Genomic DNA, 12,722 nt, shown 5'->3' on the forward strand with positions numbered 1-12,722 from the left:
TTCAGCAAAGGCATACATCTGCTTCGCGTGACATTTAGAGCTTTAATAAGGAACGCAATAAGACTTCCGGAAAACAGGTAAGTTTATTTGCGGCAGGAAAAAAGTTCCTTGATAGCCCTAAAACTTGCATTCGAGGTGTTTTCGTTGCCGACCAAAAAAACCACTCCCGATGTTATATTAATGATCGTCACTTTTATGCTGCTTGCTGTAGGATTGACTATGGTATATAGTGCAAGTGCAATTTGGGCAGATTATAAATTTGATGATTCTTTCTTTTTTGCGAAAAGGCAAATGCTTTTTGCCGGAGTTGGAATTATTGCGATGTTTTTTATCATGAATGTGGATTATTGGACCTGGAGAACATGGGCAAAGGTTTTAATCATTGTCTGTTTTGTACTTTTGCTCCTGGTGCTCATTCCGGGAATCGGCAATGTGCGAAATGGCTCGCGGAGCTGGATTGGTGTAGGAGCATTTTCTGTTCAGCCTTCCGAGTTTATGAAGCTTGCCATGATTGTGTTTATGGCAAAATTCCTCTCCGAAAAACAAAAGCTGATCACCTCTTTCAGAAAAGGTCTTGTTCCATCTTTAGGGCTTGTATTTTTAGCATTTGGATTAATAATGCTGCAGCCTGATTTAGGCACTGGAACTGTAATGGTGGGTACTTGCGTCGTCATGATTTTTATCGCGGGAGCGAGGATCAGCCACTTTGTCTGGTTTGGCGTTGCAGGTTTAGCCGGATTTGTCGCACTTGTTCTGTCAGCCCCATACAGGATAAAGCGGATTACTTCATTTTTAGACCCATGGGAAGATCCTCTGGGCAGCGGATTTCAGATTATCCAATCCTTATATGCAATAGGGCCTGGAGGATTGTTTGGCCTTGGCCTTGGACAGAGCAGACAGAAGTTTTTTTATCTTCCTGAGCCGCAGACAGATTTTATCTTTGCTATTTTAGCTGAGGAACTGGGATTTATAGGCGGATCCTTTGTCATTTTATTATTTGCACTTCTTTTATGGCGCGGCATCCGCATAGCACTGGGCGCCCCTGATTTATATGGGAGTTTCTTGGCTGTTGGGATCATAGCAATGGTCGCTATTCAGGTAATGATAAATATTGGTGTAGTAACAGGACTGATGCCTGTTACTGGCATCACACTTCCGTTTCTGAGCTACGGGGGATCGTCTTTGACACTGATGCTCATGGCTATAGGGGTTCTGCTTAATATAAGCAGATATGCAAGGTACTAGCGCATTTTATAACATGCATTTCGGAAACCCTGTGAAGCAGGGTTTCTTTTTTGGAAGAAATAATTTATCCAGCATAGAAGAATTATCAAACTTCTTTGCAATTTTGCACATTATTACATTTCTTTAACATTATGATGTACGTTCCTATCTATTTGTTTTGAATATAGTAGAATAGGGAAAAGAGGGGGAGTGTTTTCCGCTCGAACGCTGGATGACCTTCACTAAATCTGTAAGCTTTATATTTGTTCATAAAATAAAGCTTTGATTTCTTTGATAATTAGACTCTTTTTTGAGGTGAAAGAATGAAAATTGCTGTTAGCGGCGGAGGAACTGGCGGACATATATATCCGGCACTTGCGCTTATAAGACAAATAAAGAAAGAACATAAAGATGCCGAATTTTTATATATTGGAACTGAAAAAGGGCTTGAAAATACGATTGTCAATCGTGAAAATATCCCTTTTAAATCAATACATATAACGGGTTTTAAAAGAAAACTTTCTTTGGAAAATGTTAAAACTGTTTTAAGGTTCCTGAAAGGCGTTCGTGAAAGTAAAAAGATGCTTAAGGAATTTAATGCGGATGTCGTGATCGGCACCGGCGGTTATGTTTGTGGTCCTGTTGTATATGCTGCATCAAAGCTTGGCATCCCAACCATAATCCATGAGCAAAACAGCGTCCCGGGATTAACCAATAAGTTTTTAAGCAGATATGTTGATAAAATCGCAGTCTGCTTTGAAGAAGCAAAGGCTTTTTTTCCGGATACTAAAACAGTCATGACAGGAAATCCTCGTGCTTCAGAGGTGCTGGGACAGGATGGGATCAGGGGGAGACTATCAGCAGGATTAAAAACGGGTGTCCCTGCTGTGTTAATCTTTGGAGGCAGCAGAGGGGCAAGGCCAATTAATGATGCAGTTCTAAAAACTCTGGCTGAGCTGGGTGAAAAGCCATATCAGGTTTTATATATCACAGGGGACGTCCATTATGAGGATGTACAAAAAGAAATAGAACTGGTCGGAAGCCCTGAAAATGTAATGATTAAATCATTTATTCACAATATGCCAGAAGTGCTGGCCGGAGCAGACCTGGTCGTGTCACGTGCTGGAGCCACAACTTTGGCAGAGATTACCTCTTTAGGAATTCCGAGCATTTTAATCCCAAGCCCATATGTAACAAATAACCACCAGGAGAAAAATGCAAGGGCGCTAAGCGACCATGGTGCTGCAGAACTATTGCTTGAAAAAGAGTTAACAGGGAAAAAGCTTATTGACAGCATCGACCGAATCATTCTCGATAAAGATAAGATGAGTAACATGAAGGAAGCTTCAAAAAAACTTGGAATCCGTGATGCTTCAAATAGGCTATACACATTAATGGCCGAATTGGTTTCCAATAAGGTGAAGTAGCCCCAAATAGTAAATTTGCATAGAATAAATAAATTTAGGCACAGATCAATAGAAAGGGAGGTAAATATGGACGAATTTATCAGCAAGCTTAGAGAATTAAACATCGGAACAGTTAAAGAAAATGAGCCGATGGCTAATCATACAACAATGAAAATTGGCGGACCCGCCGATTTGTTTATTGAGCCTTCTTCCATAGAAAACCTGGCAAAAGCGATGGAACTGATCCAGAGCTATGAAATGAAATGGAGAGCAATTGGAAGAGGATCTAATTTGCTCGTATCTGATGGAGGCATAGAAGGAGTGGTCATTAAGTTGGGCCGCGGCATGGATCAACTGGATCTTAATGGTGCGGAATTAAGAGCAGGCGGGGGTTATTCATTGGTTGCCCTCTCCACAATTATCAGCAAAAAAGGCTTGTCAGGTCTTGAATTTGCCAGCGGAATTCCGGGGTCTGTAGGCGGAGCAGTTTATATGAACGCTGGTGCTCACGGTTCTGATATTTCGCAGATCCTGACCAGAGCACATGTTCTTTTCGAAGATGGGAAGATGGAATGGCTCACGAACGAAGAAATGGAATTCTCTTATAGAACATCCGTCCTTCAAAAGAAACGTCCGGGTATTGTTCTGGAGGCCGTTTTCCGGCTTACAGAGGGAGACAGGGAAAAAATTTCCTCTGCAATGCAAAAAAATAAGGATTACAGAAAGGAAACCCAGCCTTGGAACTACCCATGTGCAGGCAGTATTTTCCGTAACCCGCTTCCGGAATATGCTGGCCAGCTGATAGAAAAAGCCGGAATGAAGGGCCATAGCATCGGCGGTGCGCAAATTTCCAATATGCATGGGAATTTCATCGTAAATGCGGGAGATGCCAAAGCGGAAGATGTACTTGCATTAATTCAGCATATTAAGGATACAATCTTTGATTTGTATGGAGTAAAGATGGAGACAGAAGTGGAAATAATCGGTCGAAAGTAACGGGGAATAATACCTTACGTATACCATTTATTGTGATATAATAATTTATTAGATAACAGTAAATGTAGTAAAAACGGCATGGTTTACATGCCGTTCTCTTCCCTAATTCAGTATTGCATAAATTTTGCTGGACAAGCTGCTTTGTTTTAATTTATTGTCCTTGCGCTATTCTGAAAAAATATGAAGGTATACTCTAAACTTCTATAACTGTCTAGCTCCAGCGCCTATCCCCTCGAGTTGTCGGGGGTGGGCAAGGCGCTTGTGCTTTTCTTAATGGGGTGATAAAAGTGGAGAAAAGTAAGGTTGTCTCGCTTGAGGATCGAATACCGAAGCTTAAACAGCAAAGAAAGAAGAAAGCGAACAGAAGACTGATCTTTTTGCTGCTGCTTTTTTTCTCGCTGATTGTTTTAGTTATTTACTTTCAATCGCCCTTAAGCCATATTAAACAAATTAAGGTATCCGGCAATTCAATTTACGATAAAGAAGAAATTATTCAAATTAGCGGTGTTACTGAAAAAACAAATATTTGGAAGGTTGACGAAGAGGCTATTGAGGGTAAGCTTAAAGAACTGCCTGAAATAAAATCTTCAACTGTTAAAATTCAGCTGCCAAGCACAATTAATATACAGGTAGATGAACTGAAGCGCATTGCCTACATAGCGAAAGAGAAGCATTACCTTCCTGTTATGGAGAATGGGAGCATATTAAAGGATGAAAAGGTTGCGGAAATCCCTGTCAACGCTCCCATCCTTAATGACTTTTCTGAGGGCGACATCCTTAACATGATGATTGGGGAGCTTGAATCACTGCCTGAAGAGGTGTTAAATTCGATTTCCGAAATCCATCATTCTCCCAAAAAGACAGATTCCAACCATATTACTTTGTATATGAATGATGGTTTTGAAGTAAGTGCTACTTTAAGAAGCTTTTCAGAAAAAATGGCACACTACCCTTCTATCATAAGCCAGCTGGATCCTGAGAAAAAAGGAATCATCGACTTGGAAGTAGGCTCTTATTTTAAAGCTTATGAAACAGAGGGAGCTGAAGAAGTTGAAAAAGAAAATGAAGGTGAAGGGTAATCATGTAATATTCTCCCTGGTGTTTCTCGTACTGGGTTACATGATGGCTTTTTCCTATCACCTTACACAGGGAGAAGATGAAAAGCCGGCATTAAGCGGAAAACAGTGGGAAAGAGATTTGGAACTTCGTAATCAGCTTGTCGAATTGGAGGAAAAAAACAGAGCTCTTCAAAAAGAATTAAATACAAAACAGGAAAACGTTCTTGACATTGAAAAAGAGCTTTCACAGGAAGCCCAGGTTTATTTTAATCTTGCCGAGGATGCTGAGAAGTACAGGATGCATCTTGGTAAAGTAAAAGTAAAAGGTACAGGAGTGGAAGTAACTCTGGCAGACGGTGACTACGATCCGGATGAAGATAATATTAACAATTATATCGTCCATGAACACCATGTTTTTAAGGTTATTAATGAACTCTATATTTCCGGAGCTTCCGCAGTAGCTATAAATGGCCAAAGATTATCACACAGTTCCTATATTGTTTGCAATGGGCCTGTTATAGAAGTTGACGGCTACCAGCATCCCGCCCCTTTTGTCATCACTGCCATTGGTGATGCCGAGGTGCTTTCCTCTGCTCTGAATCTGACAGGCGGAGTAAAAGACACATTGGTGGATGAAAACATCCATTTCACATTAGAAAAAAAGGGCGAAATCATCATGGAACCATTACTGGGTTCGTAAAGCCAATCCAGCATTGTAAGCAGTATTAATTTGTCCACAGAATAATTTATTCGGGAAAGCAAGGTGGAATTAAAGTGGACAGCAAGAAGAAATTCAGCTTTACCTTTATAACCGTAATAATTGGCTTTATGATTGCCATACAGTTTCAAACAGTTAAGGAACCGGCTGTCCGGGATACAAGGGATACCTGGCAGCTTAGAGGTGACATCCTTAAAGAAAAAGAACTGCAATTAAAACTTTTGCGGGAAATTAGTTCAAATGAAGAAAAAATTGCCCAATATGAAACAAAGCGCAAACAAAGCAAAGAGCAAGTGCTTCGTGATACGCTGGAAGAATTAAAAATGGAAGCCGGACTAAGTGAAGTGACGGGACCAGGCATAATCATAAGCATTGAACCGGTGCATGAGGAGCTTCTTCTGGGCAAACAGGCTGATTCTGTTTCCCCGGATTTGCTCAAGAGGCTTGTCAATGAGTTAAATATGTATGATGCCAAGCACATTTCCATTGGAGGCAGAAGGATCATCAACACGACAGTCATAAGGGATATCAACAGTGAGACCATGATAGATGGATTTGCCTTAAATCGCCTGCCTATAGAAGTGAAAGTAATAACTGAGAATGCCCAATCTGCCGAGAAGCTTTTTAATCGCATGCAAGTATCAAATACTGCCGAAGAATTTTTCATTGACAATCTGAGGGTTAAGGTGGAAAAGTCTGCAGAGCCTGTCACGATTCCTGCATATGATGAGGCATTGAGAATCAGACATATGGAGCCTGTGAAACCTGACGAAGGAGGCAAATCATAATGTGGCTTCCTGTTTTAGGATTGATCATTGGTGTGATACTTGGACTTATGACAGATATAAAAGTGCCGGATGAATACTCGAATTATCTTTCCATTGCTGTTCTTGCTGCATTGGATACTCTATTCGGAGGGATCAGGGCGCAGCTTCAAAATATTTATGATGAAAAAGTTTTCGTTTCCGGTTTCTTTTTTAACATCCTGCTGGCAGCAAGTTTAGCTTTTCTGGGTGTCCATCTTGGTGTAGACTTGTACTTAGCAGCAGTATTTGCTTTTGGGGTCAGGCTTTTCCAAAATATTGCGGTCATCAGAAGAATTTTAATCGCAAAATGGTCCCAAAACAGAGAAAAAACAGAAAAAAATGATATTTAAAAAAGGGAAAGTATTAGTTTTGACGAATAATTTTATAGATAAACTAACTTACTAAAACAAACAACAGCAAGAAAAGATTGTTGTTCAATAATCGGAATTGCAAAAAAAAGGAGGTGCCAGAGAATGAACAGCAATGAAATATATGTTAGTCTTGACATCGGTACATCCAGTGTAAAAGTAATCATTGGGGAAATGGTCAATGACTCTTTAAATATTATTGGTGTTGGCAATGTACAGTCAGAAGGGTTACGCAAGGGTTCCATTGTTGACATAGACGAAACCGTTCATTCTATTAAAAAGGCAATCGAACAGGCTGAGAGAATGATAGGAATGGAGATAAAGAATGTGATTGTAGGAATTACCGGCAATCATGTTATGCTTCAGCCATCCCATGGTGTTGTTGCAGTCTCGAGTGAAAATAGGGAAATTACAGACGAAGATGTTGCTAGAGTCATAGACGCGGCACAAGTTGTATCGATCCCGCCGGAAAGAGATATTATTGATGTCATTCCAAAACAGTTTATCGTTGACGGATTGGACGAGATCAGTGATCCCCGCGGAATGATTGGTGTGCGGCTGGAAATGGAAGGCACCATTATTACAGGATCGAAAACGATTTTACATAACACCCTGCGCTGTGTTGAACGCGCTGGCCTTGAAATCATGGATATTTCGCTTCAGCCTCTGGCAGCAGGTGCATTCGCTCTTTCAAAAGATGAGAAAAATCTGGGAGTTGCACTTGTTGATATTGGCGGCGGCTCCACAACTATTGCCATATTTGAAAATGGATCATTAAAGGCAACCAGTGTGCTTCCTGTAGGGGGAGACCATATCACAAAAGACTTATCTATCGGACTCCGCACATCTACAGAAGATGCAGAAAAAATCAAAACAAAATATGGCTACGCGTTCTATGACCATGCATCTGAAGATGAGGTATTCAGTGTTCCCATCATCGGAAGCGATCAGCATCAGCAATTTAATCAATTGGAAATTTCAGATATTATTGAAGCCCGGATGGAAGAGATTTTTGATCTTATCCAGCACGAAGTGAAACGTCTTGGAGCAAAAGATCTTCCAGGGGGCTATGTACTATCTGGAGGCGTAGCTAATACCCAGGGAATTCTTGAACTGGCACAGGATATATTCCAAAATAGAGTGCGTATCGCAATCCCTGATTATATTGGCGTGAGGGAACCGCAGTATACGACTGCTGTTGGATTGATTAAGTTCGCATATAAGAATGCTAAAATACAGGGCAGAAAAATGGAGCAGCCAGTGACTGTCCCTGAAGCTAAAGAAAAACGAGTGCAAAAACCGCAACCGCAACCGAAAACAAAGCCGGAAAAACAGCCGGAAGAAAAAATCACATCAAGAGTTAAAAAGTTCCTCGGATACTTTTTCGAATAACTTGATTTGATTCGCAAGGGTTAGGGAAACGGAAATCAAAAGCCATACGGCGGATAGAAAAATGCACTGAAAAGCCATTTTGGGAGTGCGTATAAAAAAGCGAATCAAAAAAGGTGTTCTTAGGAATATCGACGAATTAGGAGGATTAGTCATGTTGGAATTTGATACAAATTTGGATTCATTAGCAACTATAAAAGTCATCGGCGTTGGAGGCGGCGGTAACAATGCAGTAAACAGAATGATTGAGCATGGTGTTCAAGGTGTCGAGTTTATTGCTGTTAACACGGATGCTCAGGCGCTGAACTTATCAAAAGCAGAAGTGAAAATGCAAATCGGAGGCAAACTTACAAGGGGACTTGGAGCAGGTGCCAACCCTGAGGTAGGTAAAAAAGCAGCAGAAGAAAGTAAAGAGCAGGTAGAAGAAGCACTGAAAGGTGCTGATATGGTATTCGTCACTGCTGGTATGGGTGGTGGTACAGGAACAGGAGCGGCTCCAGTTATCGCCCAGATTGCACGTGATTTAGGAGCGCTGACTGTTGGTGTTGTAACCCGCCCATTTACTTTTGAAGGCCGCAAGCGTTCCACTCAAGCAGCCGGCGGTATTGCTGCTATGAAGGAAGCGGTTGATACGCTGATCGTCATTCCTAATGACAGACTGTTGGAAATTGTTGATAAAAGCACTCCGATGCTTGAAGCATTCCGCGAAGCGGATAATGTTCTGCGCCAGGGTGTTCAAGGTATTTCCGACTTGATTGCTGTTCCAGGATTAATTAACCTCGACTTTGCAGATGTGAAGACAATCATGTCCAATAAAGGTTCTGCACTAATGGGTATTGGTGTCGCTGCAGGAGAGAACCGTGCAGCAGAAGCGGCGAAAAAGGCGATTTCATCACCTTTGCTTGAAACATCAATTGATGGTGCACAAGGCGTCTTAATGAATATTACTGGCGGATCAAATCTAAGCCTATATGAAGTACAGGAAGCAGCTGACATTGTTGCTTCAGCTTCAGATCAGGACGTGAATATGATCTTCGGTTCCGTAATTAATGAAAACCTTAAAGATGAAATTGTTGTAACGGTTATTGCAACTGGATTTAATGAAGAGGTGATCCAGCCTAAGCCTATGAGGCCAACATTCGGACAGCCTAAATCTTCCCCAGGCATGGGAACGTCTATGAAGCGTGAACCAAAGAGAGAGGAAGCTCCGCAAGAACCTGTAAGAAGCAGCCAATCTCAACAGCCGGAAGAAACTTTGGATATCCCGACGTTCTTACGCAACCGTAACCGCAGAAGATAAAATTTGATTGAAAAAACCCCTGTAATCAATTTGATTCCAGGGGTTTTTTAGAATTGTTATTGAAGGTTTTTTACACAGATAAGCATGGCTCTATGAGCCATGCAAAAATTATATTTAAACCATCTGAGTTTCCTTTAGCTGCATAGAAGGTCCAAAGAATTCATATCGGATATTTTCCTTCTGAAAGCCTGCTTCAAGCAATGCCTCGTACATAGCCTGCATAAATGGTACTGGCCCGCACATATAAACCATACTATCTTTATTTGGCACTATGGTGTTTAACCAGTCTGAAGTAATATAGCCTTCTTTGCTGAAGGTCTTTTCGGCTATATCTTGTTCTGTTGGACTTTCATAGCAGAAATATGTTTTTACCAATGAATTCCTTTTTTCAATTTCATGTACTTCTCCTAAAAATGCATGTACATTCCCGTTTAGTGCAGCATGAACAAAAATAGTTTCATGATTTACTCCTGTTGCATCAAGATGACGCAGCATGCTGTGCATTGGTGTAATGCCTACTCCGCCGCTAAGCAGAACGACAGGATTATTCATTTTATCCAGAACAAATTCTCCGGCAGGAGCACTTATTTCTATATGATCGCCCTCTTTCAGATCATTGTGAAGATAGCTGGAAACCTTTCCGTCCGGTTTTTCAGAATGGCCTTCTTCTTTCTTAACAGAAATTCTGTAATATGACTTTTCCGGAGAGTCAGAAAGGCTGTATTGGCGGATATGTGTATAATCTTCTCCTGGAATATTTAATTTCACACTAATATACTGGCCAGGAAGATAACTGGAAATATTCCCCCTATCGTCAGGTGTAAAATAGAAGGAAGTAATTACATCACTTTCTTTCACCTTTTTTGCAACAGTGAATGTTCTGAAGTCATCCCAGCCTCCTGGCTTATCAGCGGCATCCTCATAAAGGCTCTTTTCTAATCCGATGAATGCATCCGCAATCACACCATAAGCTTTAGTCCATGCATCAATAATTTCTTCAGTAGCAGCCTCTTTCAGCACTTCCTTGATTGCAAGAATTAAATGCTCTCCAACAATCGGATAATGTTCAGGCTTAATGCCTAAGGATCGGTGCTTATGAGCGATTTGTGTGACAACCGGGAGAATAGCTTCCAGGTTATCGATATATTTTGCAGCAGCATATACTGAATTTGCCAGTGCTTTTTGCTGTCGTCCCTGTTTCTGATTAGCATGATTAAAGATGTTCAGCAGTTCAGGGTGATTTGTAAACATTAACTTATAAAAGGTTTTCGTAATATCTTCGCCATGTTTTTCAAGTACAGGTACAGTGCTTTTAATAATTTCAATTGTTTTTGTGTCCAGCATATCAGCAAAACTCCTTTTTATTATTTTCACTGTCATTATAGTTGATATTGAAAATAATAAATGTGATATAAATCACACCCAGTGAAAAATGAAGGAGCATTAAATAGAAAAATAATGACAAAATCCGTTGGGAATAGGGAAAATTTCTATCTTTTTGCATACAGAAAGCGACACACTTCCTTTACTGAAATGCGCTATACTTTTTTCTAACAGAATCATAGCACAATAAATATATGAGAGAATTTGACTGCTAAAGTCAATCTGCCAGATGCTGATTTTGAAGAGGAAGCAAGAAGTATAACTATAATCTTTATAACTGTCTAGCTCTAGCGCCTAACCTCTCGGGGTGTCGGAGGTGGGCAAGGCGCTTGCGCTTTTCTAAGGGGGAAGATAATTGACAGTCTATTTGGATATTATCTGGGCGCTGAATTTTATGTTTGACAGCCTTCTCCTTTATCTAACAGCCATAATACTAAAAAGGGAAATCAGGCTTTGGAGGATTTTTGCAGGCGGCTTAATAGGATCGATCATCATTTTATTAGTATTTACACCATTTAATGAATTTTCAGGTCACCCAGTCACTAAATTATTATTCTCGGTTGCAATGGTATTGGCTGTTTTTGGCTTTAAGCGTTTGCGTTACTTTCTAAAAGGGCTCATGACTTTTTATTTTGCTACTTTTTTAGTTGGAGGCTCATTAATAGGCATTCATTATTTTATTAATTTTGATTTTCAGCTTTCTTCATCTGTCATGCTCGCCAGTGTTAAAGGCTTTGGTGATCCAATCAGCTGGCTGTTTGTACTTCTTGGGTTTCCTCTTGCCTGGCATTTCTCTAAGAGAAACGTTGAAGGAATTGAGATGACAAAAATACAATATGACTCTTTAATTATGGTGCGTGTTGTTATCAATGAAACAGAATTCCGTTTCAGAGGCCTGATTGACAGCGGCAACCAGTTATACGATCCCATTTCGAAAATGCCAGTGATGTTTATATCCATTAAAGACAGGCTTGACGAGTTCCCGCCTGAAATAATTAAAATGGCAGGGAACCCGGAAGATATCATTATGGGCAGTGATTCAATTGGCGGGAATTGGGAGCATAAAATGAGGGTTATTCCATGTAAGGTTGTTGGACAAGAACACCAGTTGATTATAGGATTCAAGCCTGACCGCATTCTCCTTGAAAAAGAGAATGAAATAATAGAATCGGAGCGAGGATTAGTTTCCTTTTCCATGCAGCAGCTATCTGCGGACGATGCGTTCCAGTGCATTGTTCATCCTAAGATGCTTACAGGTACAAGTACAATGAAGCAGGATGCAAAAGTAAGTTAATATACTATACTCTGCAAAAACCTAATTTAGAAGGAGGACAAATCATGAAAAAGTTAAAACTTCGCTTATCCTACTATTGGTATAAATTATTGATTAAGCTGGGGATCAAAACAGATGAAGTATATTATATAGGCGGCAGCGAAGCACTACCTCCTCCACTTAGTAAGGAAGAAGAAGAAATGCTCCTGATCAAGCTTCCGAAAGGAGATAAAGCTGCAAGATCCATTTTAATTGAAAGAAATCTGCGTCTTGTTGTATATATCGCCAGAAAGTTTGAGAATACAGGCATCAATATAGAGGACTTGATCAGCATTGGAACCATTGGGCTTATCAAAGCTGTAAATACGTTTAATCCAGAGAAAAAAATCAAGCTGGCTACATATGCATCCCGCTGTATTGAGAATGAAATTCTAATGTATTTAAGAAGGAACAATAAAATCCGTTCTGAAGTTTCCTTTGATGAACCCCTCAATATTGATTGGGATGGCAATGAACTCCTTCTTTCCGATGTGCTTGGCACTGAGGATGACATCATCACAAAAGACCTTGAAGCAAATGTTGATAAAAAGCTCTTGCTAAAGGCATTGCATCAGCTTTCAGATCGGGAAAAACAGATAATGGAGCTTAGATTTGGCCTTGGATCGGGTGAAGAAAAAACTCAGAAGGACGTGGCAGATATGCTGGGTATTTCTCAGTCCTACATTTCACGACTGGAAAAACGAATAATAAAAAGATTAAAAAAAGAATTTAATAAGATGGTTTGAAACTTTAAACAGGAAT

General features: G+C 40.3%; 12 protein-coding genes. 11 read left to right on the forward strand and 1 reads right to left on the reverse strand.

What is annotated here, in order from left to right:
- Nucleotides 1-144 precede the first annotated feature (144 nt).
- From spoVE to ftsZ, 9 genes are all read left to right on the forward strand, one after another.
- On the forward strand, nucleotides 145-1,245 hold the full coding sequence (spoVE, locus tag A361_RS09205; protein WP_009330880.1) for a stage V sporulation protein E: 1,101 nt from the start codon (nucleotides 145-147) through the stop codon (nucleotides 1,243-1,245).
- Between the two features lie 302 nt (nucleotides 1,246-1,547).
- Nucleotides 1,548-2,651 carry an undecaprenyldiphospho-muramoylpentapeptide beta-N-acetylglucosaminyltransferase gene (gene murG, locus A361_RS09210; RefSeq protein WP_019381712.1) on the forward strand — a complete coding sequence of 368 codons (1,104 nt, stop codon included), beginning with the start codon at nucleotides 1,548-1,550 and terminating at the stop codon, nucleotides 2,649-2,651.
- Nucleotides 2,652-2,717: 66 nt separating this feature from the next.
- Complete coding sequence (gene murB, locus A361_RS09215) at nucleotides 2,718-3,626, forward strand: UDP-N-acetylmuramate dehydrogenase (RefSeq protein ID WP_009330876.1); 909 nt, start codon at nucleotides 2,718-2,720, stop codon at nucleotides 3,624-3,626.
- 287 nt (nucleotides 3,627-3,913) lie between these two features.
- Nucleotides 3,914-4,705 (forward strand): cell division protein FtsQ/DivIB, encoded by a 792-nt coding sequence (locus A361_RS09220; protein ID WP_009330874.1) that lies wholly within the window; start codon nucleotides 3,914-3,916, stop codon nucleotides 4,703-4,705.
- Nucleotides 4,653-5,384, forward strand: coding sequence for a DUF881 domain-containing protein (locus A361_RS09225; RefSeq protein ID WP_009330872.1), 732 nt, complete (start codon nucleotides 4,653-4,655; stop codon nucleotides 5,382-5,384). The genes A361_RS09220 and A361_RS09225 overlap by 53 nt, the downstream gene beginning before the upstream one ends.
- 74 nt (nucleotides 5,385-5,458) lie before the next feature.
- Nucleotides 5,459-6,190 carry a DUF881 domain-containing protein gene (locus A361_RS09230; RefSeq protein WP_019381714.1) on the forward strand — a complete coding sequence of 244 codons (732 nt, stop codon included), beginning with the start codon at nucleotides 5,459-5,461 and terminating at the stop codon, nucleotides 6,188-6,190.
- Nucleotides 6,190-6,558, forward strand: a complete 369-nt coding sequence (locus A361_RS09235) for a small basic family protein (protein ID WP_019381715.1) — start codon at nucleotides 6,190-6,192, stop codon at nucleotides 6,556-6,558. The genes A361_RS09230 and A361_RS09235 overlap by 1 nt, the downstream gene beginning before the upstream one ends.
- Nucleotides 6,559-6,681: 123 nt before the next feature.
- The gene (ftsA, locus tag A361_RS09240; protein WP_009330865.1) at nucleotides 6,682-7,968 is read left to right on the forward strand and encodes a cell division protein FtsA; all 1,287 of its coding nucleotides are present in this window, start codon (nucleotides 6,682-6,684) and stop codon (nucleotides 7,966-7,968) included.
- A 151-nt stretch (nucleotides 7,969-8,119) separates the two neighbouring features.
- Nucleotides 8,120-9,265, forward strand: coding sequence for a cell division protein FtsZ (ftsZ, locus tag A361_RS09245; RefSeq protein WP_009330863.1), 1,146 nt, complete (start codon nucleotides 8,120-8,122; stop codon nucleotides 9,263-9,265).
- Between the two features lie 114 nt (nucleotides 9,266-9,379).
- Here the strand turns inward: ftsZ and hmpA are convergent, their stop codons facing one another.
- Nucleotides 9,380-10,609: an NO-inducible flavohemoprotein gene (gene hmpA, locus A361_RS09250; RefSeq protein ID WP_019381716.1), complete on the reverse strand. Its 1,230-nt coding sequence runs from the start codon at nucleotides 10,607-10,609 to the stop codon at nucleotides 9,380-9,382.
- Between the two features lie 394 nt (nucleotides 10,610-11,003).
- Between hmpA and spoIIGA the strand changes: the two genes are divergently transcribed.
- Nucleotides 11,004-11,942: a sigma-E processing peptidase SpoIIGA gene (gene spoIIGA / locus A361_RS09255; protein ID WP_009330859.1), complete on the forward strand. Its 939-nt coding sequence runs from the start codon at nucleotides 11,004-11,006 to the stop codon at nucleotides 11,940-11,942.
- 44 nt (nucleotides 11,943-11,986) lie between these two features.
- A complete protein-coding gene (sigE, locus tag A361_RS09260) occupies nucleotides 11,987-12,706 on the forward strand; it encodes an RNA polymerase sporulation sigma factor SigE (protein WP_009330857.1) in 720 nt (239 codons plus the stop codon).
- The last annotated feature ends 16 nt before the right edge of the window (nucleotides 12,707-12,722 follow it).

It is taken from the genome of Cytobacillus oceanisediminis 2691 (genome assembly GCF_000294775.2).
In the GTDB taxonomy this organism is placed as follows: Bacteria; Bacillota; Bacilli; order Bacillales; family Cytobacillaceae; genus Cytobacillus; species Cytobacillus pseudoceanisediminis.